The organism is Paenibacillus sp. FSL H3-0469, from assembly GCF_038051945.1.
GTDB lineage: Bacteria > Bacillota > Bacilli > Paenibacillales > Paenibacillaceae > Paenibacillus_AQ.
In genome coordinates, this window is sequence record NZ_CP150302.1 from 5,005,107 (window position 1) to 5,028,007 (window position 22,901).

The window sequence follows — 22,901 nt, forward strand, 5'->3', positions numbered from 1 at the left end:
CGTCCAGGTCAGAATAGAACCAGACAGACCAGCGGAATGAACAGAGCGAAGAAGGGAAGCAGGATCGGGAAGCGTTCGCCCGCGATCTGGGCGATGCGGAACAGCAGCAGGATTGCGAGTCCGGTAAGGCCGGAGACGAGGGCGTCGCCGCCCTGCTCCGCAGCGAGCCACAGCCCGGCGCCATAGCCGGCAATGGCGTACAGGGCCAGTGAAGGGCTGAGTGAGGTGGAGCGGAACATGCGCAGCAGCGCATCGGCCAGGATGGCAGCCGGCAGGCCGTAGGCGTAGATGGCATAAGGCACCGATACCGGCCAGCCGGACGGAATTCCGTTCTCATAGCCATGGATCAGCATGAACAGGGAGAGCAGAATGAAGGTCAATCCGGCGGCCGACAGCTTGGTTAGAGCGTACATGCCCGCATTCAGGCGGACAGAAGGCAGGTTGAAATCCTTGTGTTGATTCATCGCTATACATCCTTTCAGGGTGGGGGATGAACACGGCCGGAATGACCGGCTGAAGCCTGGACATGGATTAACTGGTAACCATGTCCCCGCCGTTAACATGAATGCAGGTGCCGGTTACATAAGAAGCATCATCGCTGGCCAGGTAGACATAGGCTCCTGCCAGTTCGTAAGGCTGTGCCGCACGCTTGAACGGAGTCTCTGTGCCGAAGACACTGACCTGACCTTCTCCGCAGAGAAGCTGGCAGGAATCAGCGGCGTCCAGACCGGACCGGGAGCTACGCTGTTGATGCGGATGCCGCTGGCGGCGAGAGACAAGGCGAGAGGACAGGTGAAGGAGACGATAGCGCCTTGGTGGACGAATAGTCAATCAGCTCCTTGTGTCCCCGGTAAGCCGTTATGGAGGCGGTGTTAATGATGCAGCTCCCTGGGTGCAAATGCGGAAGTGCCCCCTGAGTCAGGAAAAGCACTGCCTAGCAGCTGCCCGCTGATTGGAGGCGGCTGCATCACGCTCTCCAGTCCGGGCTGGCGGTCCTGGTGCTGAGTGGGAAGAGCGACAGGCTGCACATGGCCTACCGTCTTTTCAAAATATAAGAAACTTATAGGTTTCACACGATAACTTATCCTTCTATTTCTCGCTGAAACGGTACCGTCCTTTCAAAGGACGGCAAAGCTGTTTCCACTTGCCATAATAAGGGTACACGGGGTTCATCGGCGGTTACTCCTCCTTGCCTGCTCAGCTCTTCCGTATATGGGTATGCATGCGCCCAGAAAAGCGTGCGGCGTGAAGCGGAGTCATAAACATAGAAATGGGGAGAATACATGATATATAGAGCAATGACAGGGGAAGATTACGAGGCGGCTTACCGGTTATGGGAGAATACGGACGGAATGGGTCTCAGTGAAGCCGACTCGCGTGAGCATATTATCCGTTATCTGGAGCGGAATCCGGGGATCAGCCAAGTGTGCGTGAAGGAGGGCGGCACCCTTATAGGCACAGCGATGTGCGGGCATGACGGACGCCGGGGTTATATGTATCATGTGGCGGTTGACAGCGCCAGCCGGGGAATCGGTGCAGGCCGTGAGCTGGTGAGGCGTTGCCTCGCGGAACTGCGGGAAGCGGGCATAACGAAATGCCATCTCATGGTGATCGGAGATAATGCCCCGGGCCGCAGCTTCTGGACCCGTATCGGCTGGCAGGAGCGGGACGGGCTGGTACTGTTCTCAAAATAAGAATTTATAGGTTTCACGCTATACATTATCCTTCTATTTCCCTCACAATTCATGTAATAGTGTAGCTTTGGTGCGGACGCAGTATAATATATAAGTGCTGTACAATTAACGGATGGACATCATTACATCATTCGCTGTACAGGGCCGAATTTAGATAGCGGGAGACCAGAACTATGAGATTTAAAGATGTATTCTCAATTATAGGTCCGGCCATGGTCGGGCCTTCCAGTTCTCATACAGCGGGAGCCGCACGGATCGGACGGGCGGCAAGACAGGTGCTTGGCGAGCTGCCGCGAGAGGCCGAGGTTACGTTCTTCGGTTCTTTTGCCGCGACTTATCAGGGACATGGGACAGACCGGGCGATCGCCGGGGGGCTGCTTGACTTCGCCACGGACGATCACCGGCTGCCGGATTCCATTGAGCTTGCGGCCGAAGCCGGGATGAGCATCTCCTTCGGTCAGGGAACGGGGCTGTTTCCCCATCCCAATACGGTTCGTCTGCGACTTACAGGCAGGGAGAGCGGGACGGAGATGACCCTTACCGGTACATCCATCGGCGGCGGCAATATTGAGATTGTGGATATTGACGGCTTCAGTGTGAAGCTGACCGGCATGTACCCGACCGTACTGATTCAGCATATGGATTATCTGGGTGTGCTGGCGAGTGTTACGGATGTCATGCGGGAGGGACAGTTCAATATCGGACATATGTCACTGGACCGGAAGAACCGCAGCGGGGCGGCCTTGACGGTGCTGGAGCTGGATGAGTCAGCCACGGCGGAGCTGCTGGAGAAGCTGCGGGCGCTTCCGGCAGTGAAGAGCGTCAAGGTAGTCGATTTGAACGGCAATACACAAGAACAGACACAGAAGGGGAAGGACATCACAACATGAATTTTCAAACACTCAGCCAGCTGGCTGTACTATGCGGGGAGCGGGAGCTTGGGATCGGCGCACTGATGCTTGAGGAGCAGAGCGCAGAATCGGGCCGTTCCAAGGAGCAGGAATTCGCCACCATGCGCGAGTATTACGGGGTGATGAAGGAAGCGGTGCAGCGCGGCATGACCGAAGACACCACCTCACGCAGCGGACTGACAGGCCTGGATGCCCAGCGTGTGGCCGCCTATAATGCAGCGGATGAGCCTTGTCTCGGGGGACCGGCAGGCCAGGCGATGGCGTATGCCCTTGCCGTATCTGAAGTGAACGCCTCTATGGGCCGGATTATTGCCACACCGACTGCCGGTTCATGCGGAATTATCCCCGGTGTGTTCCTGAGCTGTCAGGAGCGCTTCGGCTGGGACGATGACTATATGGTTTCCGGTTTGTTCGCGGCAGGAGCGATAGGGTATGTTATTGCTAATAATTCTTTTGTATCGGGCGCGGAAGGCGGCTGTCAGGCCGAGGTGGGGTCAGCGATCGGCATGGCGGCCGGAGCGTTGACCGAGCTGCGCGGCGGGACTCCGGCACAGGCGGTACATGCGGTAGGTCTCGCGCTCAAAAATACACTCGGGCTGATCTGTGATCCGGTAGGCGGACTCGTGGAGATTCCATGCATTGTCCGCAACGGCTTCGGTGCCGTTACGGCACTTGCCGCGGCGGATATGGCCCTGGCTGGCGTCCGCAGCGTGATTCCGTCCGATGAAGTGATTAAGGTCATGCTGGAGGTCGGTTCTGCGATGCCCGAGAAGCACCGGGAGACGGCAGGGGGCGGGCTGGCCCAGACCCCGACCGGCCGCCGGATTATGAAGGATCTGCGGAACCCGAAATAACTGCCCGGTCACAGGCGCTCCGCCGTCTGCGGTTGATCAGAGCATACGGAAGCGTTCCAGCTGCTCCCATAAGCCCTCCTGGCGGAGAATCTCCGCCTGCTTCGGGCCCATAAGGTCGAAGTGGGGGAACGGTTGGCGGTTATGAATATACCGCGCCGGGAGACCGTGCTTCCTGCACCACTCCCGCAGGCGGGGCAGATCACTGCACCCTACCTTGGTGACAGTCGTGATCTCAGGGTAGCGTGCATCGATCCAGTAATGGGTCAGGAAGGCAATCTCCCCTGCGGAGACGGCCTGCTTCCAGCGGGTTAATTCTGCCCGGTTGATTCCAAAAGCCATGGCTGTTCATCCTTATCTGTAAGAGTAAGTAGACTATATATAACGTAAATATTACCGGAAAGGAGAGTGTATTATGAACGGACAAGTTAGAGCGGATATCCGCCCCGGCATTCAGGTAGACATCGTGCTGAAGCAGGACCAGGCCAGCGGCAAGCTCACGCACGGCACAGTGAAAGACATCCTGACCAACTCGCCCCGCCATCCGCACGGGATCAAGGTGCGGCTCTCGGACGGCCAGGTTGGACGGGTCAAGAACATTACCGGCTCATGAATTGCTCCACCGACTGGTCGGCCTTCGTTTGATTGCACAAGTTGCAAGCGCAGACGCAGTTATCCGGCGTAGTATGCCCTCCCTTGGCGCGGGGGAGCAGATGATCGATGGTATCCCCGTATTGCCCGCAGAAATAACAGGTATAGCGGTCCCTCGTCAAAATATAGACGCGGAAGTCCTTGTTGCTGTATAAGCGGCGGATCGTACGCCGGTTCACAACGATGGCCGCATGCTCCTTGACCAGCGTCACGGCAAGCTCAAGGTCGATCTCCTGATGCCAGCGGCGGCCCTTATCGCTATGCCCGCGCATGAGAATCATGCCCTTGGCCGAAGGGATCAGGGCAGAGGCATCCTGCGGATCGGGCTTCGGCCCGCGCTGCTGCGGAAGGCTGCGCCCGGTCTCGGCGGCATGCCGGGGCCGGGCCTTGCCCTTAAGGCCGGCCGCTCCCGCGCTGCCTCTTGCGTCCCGGGCACGTTCCGGCCGGGCGGCTTGCCGGGGCTGGGCCATGGGCGGCTGTGCCTTCCCGGGCGCAGCTGCCCCGGAGACAGAGGCCGGCCCCTTGTCCCGCTTGAGGGGACCGGCCGGTCCGGCCTGGCGCTCCGGCAGGGCAGGCGCTAAGCTTGCCCGCACCGGCGGCAAGGAAGCCTCGACCTCGCGGAGCTTGCGGCATTCCCGGCAGGCTCCGCGCCGGGACAAGCCCTTGGCGCGCTTGCCTGTGCGTCTGCGGAATTCAGCGAGCGGCTTAAGCTGATGGCAGTACGCGCATTTTTTGGTTGGAGGTAGAGTTGTCGTCTCAGTCATAAGTGTACTTGGCAGAAGCAGCCTTAAGCCGCAACCGTCCAATCCCTTCTGTATTGTGAATGATAAGTGCATCTGCTTGCATGCGTCTGCTTGAATGTTAATAGTTGTCCTAATTGATACTAGTATAGCGTAAACTGCAGACATTCACACAGGCAGGCACATCATGCGAATTTCCCGGAGGGTGAACTGGGCTGCTGATTCAGATCGTGACGCTGCTGCCTGAGGTCCAAGGATATTTTATGCTGGACGGCTGTGCCGAAAGAAGTTAGAATGTCAGTGAACATAAAAGGGCTTTCATTGAGCTGCGGGAGTGAACCGGAAATGACCACAATATACGATATTGCCAAAAGGACCGGCTACTCGCCAACCACAGTGTCCAAGGCGTTCAATAACTATTCCGATGTGCGGGAGAAGACGCGTGACGAGATTCTGCGTACCGCCCGGGAGATGGGGTATCTGCCCAATGCGCATGCACGTACACTGACGACCAAGAAATCCTGGACCATCGGTGTGCTGTTTGTGGAGAATACGGGGGCGGGCATCCGCCATCCTTTTTTCAGCGCAGTGATTGAGAGCTTCAAGCAGGTTGCCGTAGCCAAGGGCTATGCCCTCATGTTCATCTCGAAGGATGTCGGCGGCAAGAGAAGCGGATATCTGGAGAACTGCCGGATTCGCGGCGTCGACGGGGTAGTAGTATTCCTCTCTGATTATGATGACCCGTATTTCCGGGAGCTGCTGGAGAGTGATATTCCGACCGTGGTGCTCGATTTCGAGACGGAGCTGTCGCATACCGTCTGCTCGGATAACATGACCGGTGCCCTGCAGGCCGTGGAGTATCTGGTCAGTCTTGGACACCGCCGGATTGCCCACATCTCGGGAGGCGGGAACACCTATCCGGGACAGCAGCGGGAGCTGGGGTACAGAACGGCGATGGAGCAGCAGGGACTTGAGGTGCCGGATGAGTATGTGGCAGAGGGAGCCTTCTACGCGATGGAGAACGGTTATGGTGCAATGAAGCGTCTGCTGGCGCTGCCGGAGCGGCCGACGGCTGTTTTTGCTTCGGGTGACTTGCTGGCCTTGGGTGCGGTGATGGCGGCTAAGGATCAGGGGCTTGCGGTACCGGAGGATGTCTCGGTGATGGGCTATGACGACATTGAGCTTGCCGGATACGTCACGCCTGCGCTGACCACTGTACGCCAGAATACCGAACTGCTGGGGACCCGGGCGGCGGAGCTGCTGCTGGCATCTATGAACGGTCCAGGTACGGCTCAGGAAGCACTTGTGCTGCCTGTAGAGATTATTGTGAGGAATTCCTGCGCCGCGCCGCGCATGTGATGAAGATGCGTTCATTCAGGAATACCTTTTTTTTCGGCAAAATCGAAACCGGTTTCGATTTCTTTCGTCCCTGATTTCGCTTGGCAAAAATAATAAAGGAGCGATGAACATGACAACAGTACAAACCGTAGTGACCGCCAAAGATACAGGGGATCGCCTGACTCCCAAGGAAGGCATTCATTTTAGTGCAGAGGGCGCCGCGGCAAAAGCAGATATCTTGTTGCGGCCGGAGCAGGCTTTCCAGACCATTATTGGTTTTGGCGGCGCATTCACAGAAGCAGCGGCGTATACCCTGTCCCGGATGAGTCCGGCGAAGCGTACAGAGGTCATCCGGCGGTATTTCGACCCGGTAGACGGGCTGAATTACAGCATGGGCCGTGTGCATATCCATAGCTGTGACTTCGCACTCGGTAATTATACGTATGTGGAGGATGGGGATACGGAGCTTAAGACCTTCGATATCTCGCGTGACCATAAGTGGGTTCTGCCGCTGATTAAGGATGCTATGGAGGTCCGGGGCGGACCGTTCACCATGCTGGCCTCCCCGTGGAGCCCGCCCGCATGGATGAAGACCAACGGGGAGATGAACAACGGCGGCTCGCTGAAGCCGGAGTATGCGCCGGTCTGGGCGCGGTATTATACCAAATTCATCGAAGCTTACCGCAAGGAAGGCGTTCCGGTCTGGGCGGTCTCTGTACAGAATGAGCCGGCAGCGGTGCAGACCTGGGATTCCTGTGTGTATAGTGCTGAGGAAGAGCGTGATTTTGTCAAAAACCATCTCGGCCCCGTGATGCACGAAGCCGGAATGGGTGATGTGAACATCGTGATCTGGGATCATAACCGCGACATTATGGTCGAGCGCGTGACCCCGATTTTGTCGGACCCGGAAGCTGCACAGTATGTCTGGGGGACCGGAATTCACTGGTACGGCGGCGAGGAGTTCGGCAATGTGGAGCAGGTGCATGAGCTTTTCCCGGATAAGCATGTGCTGTTCACTGAAGGCTGCCAGGAGGGCGGCGTGCGTCTGGGCGAATGGTTCACGGGCGAGCGCTACGGCCGCAATATGATCGGCGATCTTAATGCCTGGACCGAAGGCTACCTGGACTGGAATCTGGTGCTGGACGAGACGGGCGGACCGAACCATGTGGGCAATCTCTGCGACGCTCCGGTGATTGCGGATACGGCTACAGACAAGGTCCACTACAACAGCTCGTATTATTACATCGGGCATTTCAGCAAATTCATCGCTCCGGGTGCAGTGCGGATCGGCCTGGATTCGGCGGCAGAGGGTGTACTGTCAGCCGCATTCCGTAATCCGGACGGCAGCCTCGCTGTGGTGCTGATGAACGAAGGCGGGGAAGCCCGTACGCTGACGCTGGAACTGGGCGGCGAGACTGCTGAGTGCACGCTGCCTGCGCACTCTATTGCGACACATGTGATTACACAGGCTTAGGCCTGCGGGCTTGTAAAAAGGAGGAGTGGATGGTGGTAGCGGTTGCTGCATCAATGCTAAGCACCAGTACTACCGCACCTGTGTCACTTACCTGTGCACTTCTTACCTGCGCCGCTCACCACACTCGCATCTTTGAATCTATCAGCTCTCCCTTCCTGCGGCTTTATGAAACTGTTGTACTTTGTTTGTATGAAATGCAATTGCCCTGCAAGTTAAATCCCATAAGCAAGCTCCGCACTTAAGCACTGGTTGCTATAGCAGATCGGCTGAAGCGGGGCACATAAGTATTGATAGATACTTTAGGAGGAGTAATTAATGAGCCATTATACTTTTGATTCAGGAAAATTTATCATCGAGCAGTTCCACGAAGGCAAGCCGTTTGCCAGCTTCCTGCCCGGCCTGGCCGGACTGAAGGGGATTCCGATGTGGACATTCTATGTGAACCGCGGCCAAGGGATCAGCAGCTTCGGCGTGCGGGACAAAAACTCGCCGATCATGGAGTTCTCGCCGGCCAACATCTCCTACAAGAATGTAACATCGACCGGCTTCCGCACCTTCATCAAGCTGAAGGGGAGCAGGGAGATCTATGAACCGTTCCAGTCGGCCCGTCCGGACCCTGAAGCCAAGCGGATCATGACCATTCTGCCGAACGGTCTAACTATTGAGGAGACGCATGAAGGACATGGACTGAAGAACACGGTCCACTACTTCAACCTTCCCGGGGATGATTATGCTGCGCTGGTCCGTCAGGTGGAGATTCAGAACATCGGCGGGGCTGAGCTTGAGCTTGAATTGCTGGACGGTCTGCCGGAGGTACTTCCGTTCGGGGTAGAGAACAGCAACTATAAGGAGATGGGGAACCTGCTCCGCAGCTGGATGGATGTGTTCAACCTGGAGAACGGAATCCCGTTCTACAAGCTGCGCTCGGGCACGAATGACGATGCCGAAATCGGTAAGATCGAGAGCGGGCATTTCTATCTCTCCTCCACAGCGGAAGGGGAGCTGCTCCGCCCGCTGGTAGACTATGAAGTGATCTTTGGCGGGAATACTTCACTGACCTATCCCGACCGCTTCGCGGCGCTTCCGCTGGCAGAGCTGCTGGCACAGCCGCAGTATCCGGTCAACAAGGTGCCGTGCGGCTTCAGCGGCACAGCCCGGACACTGGCCCCGGGGGCTTCGCTGAAGCTGAACACGATCATCGGGCATGTGAATGATATTGCCCGGATCAATGAACGGACGGCGGAGCTGTGCCGTGAGGAATATTTTGCTGCCAAATCCCTTGAAGCTGCTGCGCTGACCGAGGAGTTAACTGCGGATATCGCCACCCGGACGTCCTCGCCGGTCTTCGACGCATATTGCCGCCAGTCCTATCTCGATAATTTCCTGCGCGGGGGTTATCCGTTTATCTTTGACAATGGGGAAGAGGGCTTCGTCGTCCATCTCTATTCCCGCAAGCATGGTGATATGGAACGGGATTATAATTTCTTCTCGCTGGCTCCTGAATATTATTCGCAGGGGAACGGGAATTTCCGCGATATGAACCAGAACCGCCGCAACGACGTCTTCTTCCATCCCAAGGTGGGCAGCTTCAATATCAAAATGTTCTATAGCCTGATTCAGGCAGACGGCTACAATCCGCTCAGTGTGCAGGGCACCAGCTTCGAGATTCTACCGGGTGCGGAGGAGCAGCTTAAGACCTGGCTGGCCGGGGCGCTTGCGGAGCAGCATGCGGGACTCAACAAGCTTTTGGCCGGACGCTTCACCGCAGGCAGTCTGATTAACTATATTGCCGATCAGCAGATTGCGTTAGCCCTAAGCGAGCAGGAATTCCTCAGCGGGGTGCTTGCGCTGTCGCAACAGAACATTGAAGCCGCCTTCGGCGAGGGATTCTGGTCGGATCACTGGACGTATAACCTGGATCTGGTGGAAGGCTATCTGGATATTTATCCTGAGCGCCTTGGGGAGCTGCTGTTCGGAGATGAGACGTATGCGTTCTACGACTCTCCGGCCTATGTCCTGCCGCGCAGCGAGAAGTATGTAATCAGCGGCGGCAAGGTACGGCAGTTCGGAGCCCTGCTGGAGGACGAGGAGAAGCTGCACAAGCTGAAGCGCAAGGCATCCGGTACCGAGTGGCTGCGCACGCAAGGCGGGCACGGTGAGATCTACCGGACCAGCCTATTTGTGAAAATGCTGTCGCTCGCTCTGAATAAATTCGCCACGCTTGATCCCTACGGTATGGGGGTGGAAATGGAGGCGAACAAGCCGGGCTGGAACGATGCAATGAACGGGCTGCCGGGCCTGATCGGCTCCGGGATGAGCGAGACGCTGGAGCTGAAGCGGATGCTGGTCTTCATGGCGGAAGCGCTGAAGAACAGTGCGGAGCTTCCGTCCACAGTTGCCCTCCCATCGGAGATCGCGGCGCTGCTGACACAAGTAGGTCAGGCTGTAACGGAAGTGCTGGACGGCTCGCTGGACCCATTCGCGTACTGGGACCGCGTGGCCTCGGCGCGTGAGGCATACCGCGCGGACATCCGTTTCGGGATTACTGGTGAGACCAGCGATGTCTCCCTTAAGGTGATTCGCGGAATGCTGGAGCAATGGCTGCGCAAGACCGATCAGGGGATCGCGCGTGCGGTGGAGATGGGCGGCGGACTGGTTCCTACCTATTTCCGGTTCGAAGCCACGCGCTTCCGGCCGGTCACGGATGCAGCCGGCGAGCCGGTCATCAGCGGCTATGGACTGCCGAAGGCAGTCGTAGAGGAATTCGAGGCCTCGGCGCTGCCGTATTTCCTGGAAGGTCCGACCCGCTGGCTCAAAACGCTAGATGATCTTGAGACGGCCAAGGACATATACAGCAAGGTGAAGCAGAGCGGGCTGTTCGATCCGGTCACCTCGATGTACCGCACTTCGGTATCGCTGGAGGAAGAGGGGCATGAGATCGGCCGCATCCGGGCGTTCACCGCAGGCTGGCAGGAGCGGGAATCGAACTTCCTGCACATGTCGTATAAATACTTGCTTGAGCTGCTGAAGGCGGGGCTGTATGAAGAATTCTACAGTGAGCTGAGAACATCGCTGATTCCCTTCCTTGACCCTGAGGTCTACGGACGCAGCACGCTGGAGAATTCCTCGTTCATCGCAACGGGCGGCAACCCTGACCCGCATACACACGGACGGGGATTTGTAGCGCGGCTGAGCGGCTCTACGGCCGAGTTCCTGAGCATGTGGAGAACGATGATGGCAGGCAGCAGCCTGTTCGCTATGGAGGATGGCGAACTAACACTGGCGCTGCATCCGGCCCTGCCCGGCTGGCTGTTCGACGGGCAGGGAGAGGTCTCCTTCAAGCTGCTGGGCAGCACGGAAGTGACGTACGTGAATCCGCGTCATGCGGATACCTTCGGCGATAGCAAGGCGGTTATTCAGCAGATGAAGCTGGAATTCCGCAGCGGCGAGGAACGCAGTGTATCCGGCGGCCTGCTGCGCGGCGCAGATGCCGAGGCCTTGCGGCGCGGGGAGATTGCCGCGATCCGTGCGGTGATGGAATAACAGTTATAGAATGTATGGAGAGGAGGTCCTTGGGGGCCTCCTTTCTGATTGTCTGTTGTGAATAAGGCGAGTAGGCCGAATGTACTTGGAAAACCGATCACAATCGCAACGTGCTGACGCGGAGGCCTGCATAAGTGCAAATCCTGTCAAGCAAACAATTAGCTTATAATAGTGGGTATATATCTGTTAACAGGAGAGGAGCAGGATGAAGAAATGAGCGAGCTTAAGATGGGACTGATTGAGAAGTACTCTATGATTGTTCCGGCCGCGCAGCGGGAGGCATGGGAGGCGAAGGGTTGGGTGGAGGAACCTGCGTTCAGGGATTTCCACTATGAGGCGGAAGAAGGCGAGACGATGATGACCGCCAGACCCCGGACCCTGACAGAGATCGACACAGACTCGCTGCGGGGCAGTAGGGCAGTGAGTTTCTCTACCCATCTGGGAACCTATGGCATGGGCGGCCCCGGGTTCTTCGGATTGTTGCTGGAGAAGGAGGGGATTAGGCAGTATATTGTGTATGCCGTTTGGGCATCGGGCCAATATATTCTGCTGGATGGGAGAGTGATTGAATGCCACCTGAGATATAACGGGAGCCACCGGCCGTGGTTATCCAGCTGGGCAGGGGAGCCTGAGGAAGAGAACTGGGATGAGCTTACAGCAAAAATAACCGGGAGCGTAGTGTCCGCTGTCCAGCTGACGGATGAGGAGCTGCGGCTTGAGCTGACGCAGGAAGGCACGCGATCCCAGCTTATTTTCTACAAATACCATCAGGATCTGCCGCCGCTCGGAAACGGCCAGCCGCGCAAGCCTGCCTTTGAGGACAGCGTGATCGGTGATTATATTGTACTATCGGAGGAGCAGGCGGTTCTGCATGTGTAACAGGCCCCGGCTTGGGGAGTTCAGAAGAATGCTCCAAGCCGAAAAATGAGCCCCTAAATACGAAAAATGAGGCCTTTTACCGTATACCTAAAACGCATACAATACTTACATAGAGATGAAAACGCTTCACAATAAAGATAGGTATTTTGGAGGTCCATACGATGGAGAACAAACGTAACACCAAGCCGAATCCGGCTATGGGGCCGCTCATTCCGGCGTCAATCGAAACCGGTTCAGGTCGCAAAAACACACTGTGGAGAAAGTTTGTAGCCCAGCGTCATCTGCAGACCATGGCCCTGCTCGGCGTAGTCTGGATGATCATTTTCAACTACATCCCGATTTATGGCTTGATTATTTCCTTCAAGGAATATAACATCGTCAAGTCGATTGCCGAAGCCCCATGGGTAGGGCTGGAGCATTTCAGGGAGTTGTTCGCTGACGAGGATCTGCCGAATGTCATCCGTAACACGCTTGGCATCAGCTTGATTAAGCTGTTCATCGGTTTTCCGCTGCCGATCATATTCGCCCTGTTCCTCAATGAGGTCCGTTCCATCAGATACAAGAAGGCTATTCAGACGATCTCCTATCTGCCGCATTTCCTGTCCTGGGTTGTGCTTGGCGGGATTCTGGCCACCTGGCTGGCTGATGTAGGGATTATCAATAATATTCTGCTTGCACTCAATCTGATTGACAAGCCGATTACCTATCTGGCTGAGCCCAGTTACTTCTGGACCATTATTATTACTTCCGACATTTGGAAGGAGCTTGGCTGGTCCGCCATTATCTATCTCGCGGCCATCGCCGGCGTATCTCCGGAAATGTACGAAGCAGCAACGATTGACGGAGCGGGACGCTTCCAGAAAATGTGGTTTGTCACACTGCCGGCAATCCGGGCAACAATCAGCATTCTGTTCGTTCTGGCCGTCAGCGGGGTACTGAATTCCAACTTCGACCAGATTTTGGTCCTGCGGAACTCACTCAATGACAGTGCTTCTAATGTAATTGACTACTATATCTATCAAACGGGTATTGTCTCCAACCGCTTCTCCTATTCTGCGGCGGTCACCCTGGTCAAAGCGGTTATAGCACTGATTCTGCTGCTGATTGCCAACCAGGTATCCAAAAAAATCAACGACACGTCGCTGTTCTAGGACAAGGAGGACCTATATATGTTCGCTCTAAAACGTAAAACCAAAGGTGAAGCCATCTTTGATATCGTCAATAATCTGGTCATGCTCTGCGTCTGCTTCCTGACGCTGTATCCGATCTGGTATGTGCTGGTCAATTCCTTCAATGACGGGAACGACGCCATGCTGGGCGGGATCTACTGGTGGCCGCGGATGATCACGCTGAAGAACTTCGAAGCGGTATTCGCAAGCCCGGGCATTATGCTCGCCATGGGGATTACGGTAGCCAAGACCGTGCTTGGTGTCGCTGTCCATGTATTCTTCACTGCAATGGTGGCGTATGCTTTATCCCGCAGGGATCTGGTAGGCGGCAAAATCTACATCCTGATCGGCACTATTACGCTGTTCTTCAACGGCGGTCTGATTCCGACCTTCCTGCTGAACCGCGACCTTCATCTGCTGGATAACTTCCTGGTCTATATCATTCCGGTGATGTTCAGCTTCTTCGATCTCATTATCTTCATGACCTTCTTCCGGGAGATCCCCGAGGGTCTGGAGGAAGCGGCCCGGATTGACGGGGCCAATGACTGGTCTATCTTCCTGCGTATCGTTCTTCCGGTCTCCATGCCGGTCATTGCTACCATTGCGCTGTTCCACGGCGTGTATCAATGGAATGATTATTTTGCCGGAATTATCTATATCAACAATGTGGATCTGCAGCCGATTCAGACGTATCTGTTCCGTGTAGTCGCCCAGTCCAGCTCCAATACCATGATGGTGGCTGTCCAGGGTAACGCGGCAACGAGATCGGTAACGTCCCAGTCCATCAAGCTGGCAACCATGGTTGTCACTACGCTGCCTATCGTATTCGTCTATCCGTTCCTGCAGCGTTATTTCGTCAAAGGCATGATGATCGGCTCCATCAAGGGCTGATGATCTCCTTGCTACCAGGTAACTCCTCCAGCGCCCGGGTGTCTTATGGGCAACGGGGTTGAGCTTATAATTATTATTTTCTAGAAAAGGGGTAAACAAATGGGTATGAAACATAAGCCAAAGAAAATGGGCCTGCTGCTTGCAGGGCTAATGCTGACCTCCTTGGCGGCAGGCTGCTCCAGCAGCAATAACGCAAGCGGGAGTAATACACCGGCGAATGCGGAAGCTACCAAAGCACCAGCCACAGAAACAACAGCACCTGCACTGAACGCAGATGAGCCTGGCTGGAAAAGCGATACTTCACCGATCACCTTCGACTGGTACCTGAACTTTGCCTGGTTCGCCAACAAGTGGGGCGTTGACCCGACTTCGCAATATATTACGAAGAAGACCGGCGTTAACGTGAACTTCATCGTTCCTGCCGGCAATGAGAATGAAAAGCTGAATACGCTGATTGCTTCCGGCAAGCTGCCAGACTTCATCACGCTCGGCTACTGGGAAGATGCAATCAAAAAAATGGTGGAAGGCGAGCTGGTGCTTCCGCTGAACAAGCTGGCTGAGGAATATGACCCGTACTTCTTCAAGGTCTCGGATAAAGATAAGCTGGGCTGGTACACACAGCCGGACGGTAACGTCTACGGCTATCCTAACTCCTCCTCTTCTCCTGCCGACTACGAGAAATATGGTGATACTTATATCTCGAACCAGACCTTCGCAGTCCGTAAGGATATCTATGAAGCGATCGGCAGCCCGGATATGCGCACACCTGAAGGCTTCCTCGGCGCTCTGAAGGCAGCCCAGGAGAAATTCCCAGAAGTGAACGGACAGCCGCTGATTCCGCTCGGTCTGCATGAGTTCACCGAGAACGGCAATGATTCCCTTGAAGGCTACATTCAGAACTTCCTGAATATCCCTTGGGAAAAAGACGGCAAGGTCTATGACCGTGAGACGGACCCTGAGTATGTCCGCTGGATGAAGACCCTCCGCCAGGCGAACCAGGACGGACTGCTTGCGAAGGATATCTTCATTGACAAGCGTGCTCAAATGGAAGAAAAGATCGTACAGGGCCGCTACTTCGCCATGCTCTATCAACGTACGGACTTTGCTTCCCAGCTCGGTACGATTTTCCAGAAGAACCCTGAGCAGGTGTACATTGCAGTAGACGGTCCGGCTAACACCAAGATGGATCAGCCTGCACTGAACGGCCCCGGGATCTCCGGCTGGACGGTAACCCTGATCTCGAAGGATGTTAAGGATAAGGCGCGTGCGATTAAATTCCTCAGCTATCTGAACAGTGAAGAAGGCAACAAGGATCTTTATCTGGGCGAAAAAGGGGTCAGCTATGATACAATTGACGGCAAGGACCAGTTCCTGCCTGAAGCGCATAAGCTCATGAACTCAGACCGTGCAGCCTTCGATAAGCAATACGGCTCCTCCTTCACCTTCTGGATGCTGCAAAATACGAATATTACCGACCAGTGGAAACCGGAATCCGTTGAACCGTTCAAGCAACTGGAAGACTGGACCAAAGGCAAATCGATCAATACTTCAGAGTTCCAGTTAATCGATCCTACGGGTAACTCACCGGAAGGCATTATCGCCACCAAGCTGAAACAGCTCCGCGGCAAGACGATGCCGAAGCTGCTGATGGCTGATTCCGATGCGGAATTCGACAAGATCTGGACGGAATATATTGCGAAGAAGGAAAAAGAAGGCCAAGCGACCTTCGATGCTTACCGCCAGACGAAATATGAAGAGAACAAGAAAAAACTCGGAATGTAAGTTTTAAAATATAAGACCCAAATGGCCCGCATACTGCGGGCTTTTGGGCTATTTTCAAGAGGTGGGCATGAGAGAGAGAACAGGGGCATTATGGAACTCCTTCCACTACTGGTGGGGGCGGAGGTCACTGCAGAGCCGGCTGATTGCGGCCTATATCTTCATTATTCTGGGACCCAGCCTGCTGGTGTCCTTCTATTCGTATAAGGAAATCAACAACACCTATATGCGGGATTCAATTGAGAAGAACAGCTATCTGCTGCAAATGGAGAGAATGCATGTACTCAACCAGATTGAGGCCATGGAGCGGGCGCTTCAGATGGCGTATAACGATAAAAGTGTGCGCGATTATCTGATCAGTGAGGATGACCCGACCCTGGGCGAGCTGATTGATTTCAATACGACTACCTTTTTGAATTTCAGCCAGATCCAGTTCAATAACCCCAACATCGAGCATCTGTATCTGTTCTCTGCCAGTCCGAATGTATATGAGATATGGCCGGTTATTTTCCGTGAATCCCGGGTGTCGAGGGAGCCCTGGTTCCAGCAGGCCATGAAGCTGGAAGGGAGGCGGAATCTCTGGTCCTTTCAGAATACGGACATCGATCTGATGCAGCGCTCCTCGGGGGGATCCGGACAAGGTCAGCCGAAGGTATCCGTGCTGCGGGAGATCAGTATTCCGGCAGGGAATCATATCGGGATGGTCCAGGTGGATATGCTGCTGAGCAAATTCACGCCCAAGACCTATACCTCTGTACAGGATAACGAATCCCAGATGGTCATTGTCGATGATGCGCTGAATCTGTTCACACGTACCGACAACTCCTTCCTGACCACTGATTCCGGGCTGAGCGCAGCGATCAAGGAGCGGCTGGCCGTCTACCGCAAGACCGGGGAATGGGAGATGGATTACAAGGAGAACGGGAATTCGTACCTGCTGATTCAGGCGCCGGTGGAGCAGATCGATGCCTCCCTGGTCACGGTGGTCTCGATGAAAGGTCTGATGAAGGATATTTCGCGGACCCGCAATTTGATTATCGGGGTAAATATCGGTTTTATTTTCCTGGTTACGGCGATTACGTATGTGCTGAATGCATTCATTCTGAAGAATCTCCGCCGTCTGACAGAGACGATGAAGAAGGTACGCCGGGGCGAGCCGTATGGCAGCATTAAGGTCAGCGGAGGCGGAGAGGTCGGAGAGCTGGCGCATCATTTCTCCAAGCTCATGAATACGATCAATACGCTGGTTGCCCAGGCGGTCTATAAGCAGGCCCTGTCCAAGGAGGCAGAGCTGCGGACCCTGCATAATCAGATCGATGCCCATTTTCTCTATAATACACTGGAGAATATCAAGATGCTGGCCGAAATTGAGAACCAGCGAACCATCTCGGATGCACTGACCCGGCTGGGCGGGATGATGCGTTATAATTTCAAGTGGACCGGGGAATATGTGAAGCTGAGAGACGAGCTCCGCCACATCGAGAATTATATAGAGGTTATGAATATCAGGTTCGAACACACCATTCAATTGGAGCTTCATATTGACAGCGCTTATCTGGAAGTGGAGGTGCTTAAGATGTCATTGCAGCCGATTGTTGAGAACAGCGTGAAGCATGCCTGGAATGCAGACGGCGTGGAGTTAACGGACCGGATTGTGAAGATTGAGCTTACAGAGGCGGAGGGCGATATTTTCATTGTCTTGCGCGATAACGGGCTGGGGCTGACGCAGGAGCGGCTGGTAGAGCTGCATGAGGCGATCTATGCGAAGGAAGAGCCTGGAGCAGACGCTTCCGGGATCGGCAGCGGAGGATATAAGGCGGGAGGCGTCGGGCTGCGCAATGTGCATCAGCGCCTGCAGCTCTTTTACGGGGAAGCCTATGGACTGGAAGTGCAGAGCGAAGCAGGGAAGTGGACAGCGGTGTATATGTCTCTGCCCAAAGTTCTATTGACGGGGGATAATCAGCGATGACAAATCTGATGATTGTGGATGATGAGAGAATGATCCGTCAAGGTCTGAAGGCGATGATCGAACGGGAATATCCGTCGGTCTACAATATAGCGATGGCGGGAAACGGTGCAGAGGCACTGGAGCAGTACAAGCGGGAACGGCAGGATGTGATTATTACCGATATCCGGATGCCGATCATGGACGGGATTACGCTGCTGGCTCGGCTGTCTGCCGAAGCAGGGGCGGGCGGAGCTCCGGCTGTCATTATTCTCAGCGGCCATGATGATTTCGAATATGCCAAAAGCGCGATCCGCTACCGCGTCAAGGATTATCTGCTGAAGCCGATCCGCCGCGAGGAGCTGTTCGAGATTCTCGAACGCATAGCCAAGGAGGGGGAGGAGCGGGAATCCAGCAGCCATAAGCAGCTGCAGGAAGCAGAGGGCTACCGCCGCGAGCTGCGGGCGGCCCGCCTGCGCAGCCTCCTGTTGCAGCAGGAGGGCGAGGTATCGGCTGCCCAGCAGGAGGAGCTTGCGGGGCTGACGCTGCCTTTTACAGTAGGGGTGCTGAACTATTATCATAGTGACGGTACACGGATGAAGCCGGCAGAAGTGCAAGGGCTGCTGGAGCAACTGGGCGGACCGCTGGAGCACAAGTTCACGGAGATTCTGACGGACGGGGACGGGAAGCTGGTGCTTGTCGGAGAGGGGGAGAGCTTCCTGGAGCTGGCAAGTAAGGCAGAGTCCAAGGAGCTTACGCGGCTGCTGCTCGGAATCAGCAGGGAGAGCCACAGCGCCGACCAGTTCCGTGCCTGTTATCTGGAGGCTTGCCGGGCGCTGCAATATACCTTCCTGTCGCCGCAGGCCAGCTTCGTGGACTATGCGGATATTCAGGCTGGACGGCTGAGCTTCCCGCACCCGGAGGAGGAGCTGCGTAAGCTGCTCAATATGCTGGGAACCGGGCGAGAGAAGGAGATCAAGGCGCTGCTTGCGGTTATTTTTCAGACGGAGCATCTGTTGAGGCTGGATCTGAGTTACCTGGAGAATGTAGGGCGGAGTATGAATGAACGAGTATTGGATGAGGTATTCCGAACACACGGCGAAGCTTCGGTGGAGGTACTGAAGCTCTACCGCCAAGTGGGCAACCTGCATAATTTCCGCCATTTCCACGACTATTACCGTGCGCTGGAGCATCTGCTCCTAAGCGTTAACGATTATATTATAGGCATCAAATCCGCTCACACCGAGCATGCCGATATGGAGGAAGCAATGGCGTATATCGAAGCGAACTACGCCCGCCCGCTGAACATGGCGATGGTCAGTAATTACGTGTCCCTCAACTATTCTTATTTCAGCGAAGCATTCAAGGCTTATACCGGGGAGAGCTTCGTGCTGTATCTCAAAAAAGTCCGCATCGGCCACGCCAAAGAGCTGCTGGCCGATAACCGGGTCAAGCTGGCCTCCGTCTCTGAGTCCGTCGGCTTCGAGAACAGTAAGCAGTTCGCGCGGGTATTCAAGGAGCTGGAGGGCATCTCTCCCGGGGAATACCGGGCCAAGCTGCTGATGGGACGTTATCCCGGACAGGCTGAGGATAAGGAGTCTTAACGCTGGAGCAGGTGCAAGTGCAGGAGTAAGGAGCAGGTGTAGGTGCAGGAGCAGGAGCAGGAGCAGGAGCAGGTGCAGGTTCAAGTGCAGGAGCAGGTGTAAGTGCAAGTGCAAGTGCAGGAGTAATCACGGGCGTAAGATGTGGGCCGGGTGGCAAGGCTGCCGGTTCTGGTCTATGATAGGAGAGATGAACGGCTGGGAGGTGACTTACCATGGAGGAAGTACAAGGAACATTGATTACAGTAGATAGGCTCGCCGCCGATTTCCGGCGGTTGGGTGTGCAGGAGGGAATGACGCTGCTAATGCATTCCTCCTTCAAATCTCTCGGGCAGTGGGTGGCAGGCGGCCCCGTTGCCGTGATCCTCGCGCTGGAGCAGGTGCTGGGTGAGGAAGGGACACTGGTGATGCCGACGCAATCCTCGGATCTGACCGATCCGTCAGGCTGGAGCAGACCGCCGGTGCCGGAGGAATGGTGGCCGGGCATCCGCGAGCATATGCCGGCGTACGACCCGGACCTCACGCCGATTCGCGGCATGGGGATTATCCCGGACTGCTTCCGCAAGCAGCGGGGGGTGCGGCGCAGCAGTCATCCGATTGATTCTTTTGCCGCCTGGGGGAAGCACCGGGATGTCATTATTGACGGGCATGGCCTGGAATATGCCTTCGGAGAGCAGTCGCCGCTGGCCCGGATCTATGAGCTAGGGGGAAGCGTTCTGCTGCTAGGCGTGGACCATGGGAACAATACCTCGCTGCATCTGGCGGAGCACCGGGCGGATTATGCCGGGAAGCAGGAAGTGATCGCAGGCGCTCCGATGCTGGTGGACGGTGCGCGTCAATGGGTGGAGTTCCGTGATTACAACTGGAATTCGGATGATTTCGCTGAGCTTGGCGCGGACTTTGACAAGGAGACCGGGCAGATTGCCAAGGGCATCATTGCAGCATCTGCGGCGCAGCTTGTCCCGCAGCGGGAGATCGTCGATTATGGGGTGAAGTGGCTGGAACGCAGCCGTAGGTAGACCCTACGGATACGGCGGGCAGAGGCTGAAGTGATGCCGGAGCGGGACGATGTAAACATCGATACATACTTGGGTAAAGGGGAATCAGAATTCATGACTACTACGGTGTATATTACAAGACACGGTCAGACGGAATGGAATGTGCAGAAGCGGATGCAGGGCCATCAGGATTCTCCGCTTACGCCGCTGGGGGTACAGCAGGCAGAGTGGCTGGGCAAGGCGATGCAGGATGTCCATCTGGATGCGGTATATGCCAGCTCCAGCCCGCGGGCGCTGCGGACGGCAGAGATTATCCGGGGCGACCGGGAGATTCCGCTTACCGCCTATGACGAATTCAAAGAGATTAACCTCGGCGTCTGGGAAGGCCGGGAGGCCGGTGAACTGGAGGAGCAGTACCCGGAGCAGCACCAGTTGTTCTGGGGCGACCCGGCGCTGTTCAGCATCAAGGGCGGCGAGACCTTCGCCGCCGTGCAGGAGCGTGCGCTCGGCAAGCTGCGTGAGCTGATAGACCTGCATGAAGGCGGCACGATCCTCATTGCCACCCATACTGTAGTGGTGAAGGTGCTGATGGCTTATTTTGAAGGCCGGGCCATGGAAAAGCTGTGGGATCTGCCCTACATCCACCCTACCTGCCTATGCAGAATTGATATTACAGACGGCGTGCCGGAGATCGTGCTGCACGGAGATACCAGTCATTATGTGACTAGTGAGGGCGGCCTGGAGTCCTAAGCAGCAGTTACTGGATAGCAGCACAGCAGGTGCAGTTACGATAAACAGGCGATGCGCATGTGGCATCGCCTGTTTGGCGTGGGGCGGCTTGCGGCGTGTGACAGTTGCAGCGTGTGCGGAAATCCTGCATAAAATGCAACAATGGGGCTCGATAGGGGCGACCTGCGCAGAAATTCCTGCACGAAATGCAACAAACCAGCTCCTGCCAGCGCAGAATCGTCTGAATTCCTGCAAAAGTTGCAACAATCCAGCTCCCGCAGCGCCGAATCGCCGGAAATCCTGCAAAATGTGCAACAATTCGCCATAACCAGTAACAAATTTAGTGAAATCCTGCAAAATATGCAACATTATGGATTGATAGGGGCGACGTGTGTAGAAATGCTGCACGAAATGCAACACTGTGGCTCGATAGGAGCGGCGTGTGCGGAAATGCTGCACGAAATGCAGGCGTGTTGATTACCTATATTATGGGATTTCAAAAACACCTATATGATCTTTACGCCTGAGCAGACTCAACTGAATCTGCCACTCCAGCGGAAGATTAAATATACGCCAGTACTGCATAAATTCCCAAAGAGTCAGCCTAGCAAAGACCGGTACCTTCGGATGAATTTCATCAAAAATGTATTTCAGAAGCACATACGCGGTAAGGGCCACAAACAATTGGCTATATACTGCATTTTCGGTGGTTCCAAATAGACATGGGACATTCAAATGCTGTTTCACCCAGCGGAAAAAGACTTCAATCTCCCATCGTGCTTTGTAAATTTCAGCAATCACCTGAGCGGACTCTTTTCTCAAATCGGTCACGACACGTACGACTTCACCCCGGTCATTTTCAAATTCAACGACGCGGTGGCGCTGGGCGGATTGGTGTTTCCCTTGACCAATATAACAGGTGATATCGCGTACGATTTGGGTGTCTCCCTCCGCCGGTCGCCGAAGCTTTCGCGGCATCACCAAATGGAGGTTGTCTTTCAGACGAATCACAAAGGACTGACCTTGCTGCACATATTGATCCAATCGACCGATTTTGCCATACGCCCGATCCTGAACTAAAAGGTAGTCCTTATCGGCCAAGACTTCTCCAAATGGAGCGTCATTACGCCGGGCAATCGATTCGACCACCTTCACGGGTGAATGCTGTCCCTGCGAAAAAGCAACGTGCAGTTTAATGCCACCTCTAAATTTTTTATACGGAGCCCAAGACATGCGGGAGTTGGCTGCCGTAACCGTCGTAGAGTCAATCAGCAGCAGATCTTTAGGCAGATTCAGGTGCCGCCGGGTTTGCCGGTTACATTTCTGGACGAGCATTTGAAACAAACGCTTGAAGATATCGTAAGGCACTTCACCGGCTTTGCCCGAAAGGGTGGAGTAATGAACCTTGGGCAAACCGTAGTTCGAGCCCACCCGAGCACTTTGACGAAAGCCATCCCATTGGTGGTAGCAGGCTTGGACAAAGTAGTCGAACAACACACCGACGGTCATTTTGGTTCCCGTATCCTCGTAGTCCTTGGTTTGCCCGCTTACCTTTTGGACTTCTTCCGAAGTTAATACTTGTTTGAACACGGCCAAGAATGGGGTATATTTATTCATGAGGTCGCCTCATTTCGGTTTGGTTTGGTCGTACTTACCATTACCCGAAATGGCGGCCTTTTTTGTCCCTTTTTATGGGAAATCAACACGC

General features: G+C 55.2%; 20 protein-coding genes and 1 pseudogene. 15 read left to right on the top strand and 6 right to left on the bottom strand.

Features of this window, described 5'->3' with window-relative positions; all coding sequences use genetic code 11:
- Positions 1-8: 8 nt before the first annotated feature.
- From NSS83_RS22090 to NSS83_RS22100, 3 genes and pseudogenes are all read right to left on the bottom strand, one after another.
- Positions 9-464 (bottom strand): hypothetical protein, encoded by a 456-nt coding sequence (locus tag NSS83_RS22090; RefSeq protein ID WP_341182850.1) that lies wholly within the window; start codon positions 462-464, stop codon positions 9-11.
- A gap of 67 nt (positions 465-531) precedes the next feature.
- Positions 532-931: pseudogene (locus tag NSS83_RS22095) on the bottom strand (SDR family oxidoreductase); the annotation flags it as partial.
- Positions 873-1,073, bottom strand: coding sequence for a hypothetical protein (locus NSS83_RS22100; RefSeq protein WP_341348801.1), 201 nt, complete (start codon positions 1,071-1,073; stop codon positions 873-875). The pseudogene NSS83_RS22095 and the gene NSS83_RS22100, both read right to left, overlap by 59 nt.
- 210 nt (positions 1,074-1,283) lie before the next feature.
- Between NSS83_RS22100 and NSS83_RS22105 the strand changes: the two genes are divergently transcribed.
- From NSS83_RS22105 to sdaAA, 3 genes are all read left to right on the top strand, one after another.
- Positions 1,284-1,694, top strand: coding sequence for a GNAT family N-acetyltransferase (locus NSS83_RS22105; RefSeq protein ID WP_341346475.1), 411 nt, complete (start codon positions 1,284-1,286; stop codon positions 1,692-1,694).
- Positions 1,695-1,867: 173 nt separating this feature from the next.
- Complete coding sequence (gene sdaAB, locus NSS83_RS22110) at positions 1,868-2,584, top strand: L-serine ammonia-lyase, iron-sulfur-dependent subunit beta (RefSeq protein WP_341182848.1); 717 nt, start codon at positions 1,868-1,870, stop codon at positions 2,582-2,584.
- Positions 2,581-3,459 (top strand): L-serine ammonia-lyase, iron-sulfur-dependent, subunit alpha, encoded by an 879-nt coding sequence (gene sdaAA / locus NSS83_RS22115; RefSeq protein WP_341182847.1) that lies wholly within the window; start codon positions 2,581-2,583, stop codon positions 3,457-3,459. The genes sdaAB and sdaAA overlap by 4 nt, the downstream gene beginning before the upstream one ends.
- A 36-nt stretch (positions 3,460-3,495) precedes the next feature.
- Here the strand turns inward: sdaAA and NSS83_RS22120 are convergent, their stop codons facing one another.
- On the bottom strand, positions 3,496-3,798 hold the full coding sequence (locus NSS83_RS22120) for a hypothetical protein (protein WP_341182846.1): 303 nt from the start codon (positions 3,796-3,798) through the stop codon (positions 3,496-3,498).
- A 73-nt stretch (positions 3,799-3,871) separates the two neighbouring features.
- Between NSS83_RS22120 and NSS83_RS22125 the strand changes: the two genes are divergently transcribed.
- Positions 3,872-4,069, top strand: a complete 198-nt coding sequence (locus tag NSS83_RS22125) for a YwbE family protein (protein ID WP_341182845.1) — start codon at positions 3,872-3,874, stop codon at positions 4,067-4,069.
- Here NSS83_RS22125 and NSS83_RS22130 read toward each other — a convergent pair.
- On the bottom strand, positions 4,056-4,871 hold the full coding sequence (locus NSS83_RS22130; RefSeq protein ID WP_341346476.1) for an HNH endonuclease: 816 nt from the start codon (positions 4,869-4,871) through the stop codon (positions 4,056-4,058). The genes NSS83_RS22125 and NSS83_RS22130 overlap by 14 nt on opposite strands.
- Positions 4,872-5,192: 321 nt before the next feature.
- Between NSS83_RS22130 and NSS83_RS22135 the strand changes: the two genes are divergently transcribed.
- From NSS83_RS22135 to NSS83_RS22185, 11 genes are all read left to right on the top strand, one after another.
- On the top strand, positions 5,193-6,206 hold the full coding sequence (locus NSS83_RS22135) for a LacI family DNA-binding transcriptional regulator (protein ID WP_341182843.1): 1,014 nt from the start codon (positions 5,193-5,195) through the stop codon (positions 6,204-6,206).
- Between the two features lie 109 nt (positions 6,207-6,315).
- Positions 6,316-7,659 (top strand): glycoside hydrolase family 30 protein, encoded by a 1,344-nt coding sequence (locus tag NSS83_RS22140; RefSeq protein WP_341346477.1) that lies wholly within the window; start codon positions 6,316-6,318, stop codon positions 7,657-7,659.
- A gap of 315 nt (positions 7,660-7,974) precedes the next feature.
- On the top strand, positions 7,975-11,202 hold the full coding sequence (locus NSS83_RS22145) for a cellobiose phosphorylase (protein ID WP_341346478.1): 3,228 nt from the start codon (positions 7,975-7,977) through the stop codon (positions 11,200-11,202).
- Positions 11,203-11,415: 213 nt separating this feature from the next.
- Entirely contained in the window at positions 11,416-12,081 is a 666-nt protein-coding gene (locus NSS83_RS22150; protein ID WP_341346479.1) for a hypothetical protein, read from the top strand.
- Between the two features lie 161 nt (positions 12,082-12,242).
- Entirely contained in the window at positions 12,243-13,232 is a 990-nt protein-coding gene (locus NSS83_RS22155; RefSeq protein WP_341014930.1) for an ABC transporter permease subunit, read from the top strand.
- Positions 13,233-13,250: 18 nt separating this feature from the next.
- Positions 13,251-14,141, top strand: coding sequence for a carbohydrate ABC transporter permease (locus NSS83_RS22160; RefSeq protein ID WP_341182839.1), 891 nt, complete (start codon positions 13,251-13,253; stop codon positions 14,139-14,141).
- Between the two features lie 99 nt (positions 14,142-14,240).
- Entirely contained in the window at positions 14,241-15,923 is a 1,683-nt protein-coding gene (locus NSS83_RS22165; RefSeq protein ID WP_341346480.1) for an extracellular solute-binding protein, read from the top strand.
- A gap of 67 nt (positions 15,924-15,990) precedes the next feature.
- Positions 15,991-17,889: a histidine kinase gene (locus NSS83_RS22170; RefSeq protein ID WP_341346481.1), complete on the top strand. Its 1,899-nt coding sequence runs from the start codon at positions 15,991-15,993 to the stop codon at positions 17,887-17,889.
- Positions 17,886-19,469: a response regulator gene (locus NSS83_RS22175; RefSeq protein ID WP_341346482.1), complete on the top strand. Its 1,584-nt coding sequence runs from the start codon at positions 17,886-17,888 to the stop codon at positions 19,467-19,469. Before NSS83_RS22170 ends, NSS83_RS22175 begins: the two co-directional genes overlap by 4 nt.
- 212 nt (positions 19,470-19,681) lie before the next feature.
- Entirely contained in the window at positions 19,682-20,485 is an 804-nt protein-coding gene (locus tag NSS83_RS22180) for an AAC(3) family N-acetyltransferase (RefSeq protein ID WP_341346483.1), read from the top strand.
- A gap of 93 nt (positions 20,486-20,578) precedes the next feature.
- On the top strand, positions 20,579-21,214 hold the full coding sequence (locus NSS83_RS22185; RefSeq protein WP_341346484.1) for a histidine phosphatase family protein: 636 nt from the start codon (positions 20,579-20,581) through the stop codon (positions 21,212-21,214).
- 465 nt (positions 21,215-21,679) lie between these two features.
- On the opposite strand, the gene NSS83_RS22190 is transcribed toward NSS83_RS22185, so the two are convergent.
- Positions 21,680-22,810: an IS4 family transposase gene (locus tag NSS83_RS22190; RefSeq protein WP_341182832.1), complete on the bottom strand. Its 1,131-nt coding sequence runs from the start codon at positions 22,808-22,810 to the stop codon at positions 21,680-21,682.
- Positions 22,811-22,901 lie beyond the last annotated feature (91 nt).

Coding starts and splice junctions, on each gene's coding strand:
- NSS83_RS22105 (WP_341346475.1), top strand. CDS start 1,284: ATGATATATAGAGCAATGACAGGGGAAGATTACGAGGCGGCTTACCGG.
- NSS83_RS22125 (WP_341182845.1), top strand. CDS start 3,872: ATGAACGGACAAGTTAGAGCGGATATCCGCCCCGGCATTCAGGTAGAC.
- NSS83_RS22120 (WP_341182846.1), bottom strand. CDS start 3,798: ATGGCTTTTGGAATCAACCGGGCAGAATTAACCCGCTGGAAGCAGGCC.
- sdaAB (WP_341182848.1), top strand. CDS start 1,868: ATGAGATTTAAAGATGTATTCTCAATTATAGGTCCGGCCATGGTCGGG.
- NSS83_RS22180 (WP_341346483.1), top strand. CDS start 19,682: ATGGAGGAAGTACAAGGAACATTGATTACAGTAGATAGGCTCGCCGCC.
- NSS83_RS22090 (WP_341182850.1), bottom strand. CDS start 464: ATGAATCAACACAAGGATTTCAACCTGCCTTCTGTCCGCCTGAATGCG.
- NSS83_RS22170 (WP_341346481.1), top strand. CDS start 15,991: ATGAGAGAGAGAACAGGGGCATTATGGAACTCCTTCCACTACTGGTGG.
- NSS83_RS22160 (WP_341182839.1), top strand. CDS start 13,251: ATGTTCGCTCTAAAACGTAAAACCAAAGGTGAAGCCATCTTTGATATC.
- NSS83_RS22165 (WP_341346480.1), top strand. CDS start 14,241: ATGGGTATGAAACATAAGCCAAAGAAAATGGGCCTGCTGCTTGCAGGG.
- NSS83_RS22145 (WP_341346478.1), top strand. CDS start 7,975: ATGAGCCATTATACTTTTGATTCAGGAAAATTTATCATCGAGCAGTTC.
- NSS83_RS22140 (WP_341346477.1), top strand. CDS start 6,316: ATGACAACAGTACAAACCGTAGTGACCGCCAAAGATACAGGGGATCGC.
- NSS83_RS22135 (WP_341182843.1), top strand. CDS start 5,193: ATGACCACAATATACGATATTGCCAAAAGGACCGGCTACTCGCCAACC.
- sdaAA (WP_341182847.1), top strand. CDS start 2,581: ATGAATTTTCAAACACTCAGCCAGCTGGCTGTACTATGCGGGGAGCGG.
- NSS83_RS22190 (WP_341182832.1), bottom strand. CDS start 22,810: ATGAATAAATATACCCCATTCTTGGCCGTGTTCAAACAAGTATTAACT.
- NSS83_RS22175 (WP_341346482.1), top strand. CDS start 17,886: ATGACAAATCTGATGATTGTGGATGATGAGAGAATGATCCGTCAAGGT.
- NSS83_RS22150 (WP_341346479.1), top strand. CDS start 11,416: ATGAGCGAGCTTAAGATGGGACTGATTGAGAAGTACTCTATGATTGTT.
- NSS83_RS22155 (WP_341014930.1), top strand. CDS start 12,243: ATGGAGAACAAACGTAACACCAAGCCGAATCCGGCTATGGGGCCGCTC.
- NSS83_RS22130 (WP_341346476.1), bottom strand. CDS start 4,871: ATGACTGAGACGACAACTCTACCTCCAACCAAAAAATGCGCGTACTGC.
- NSS83_RS22185 (WP_341346484.1), top strand. CDS start 20,579: ATGACTACTACGGTGTATATTACAAGACACGGTCAGACGGAATGGAAT.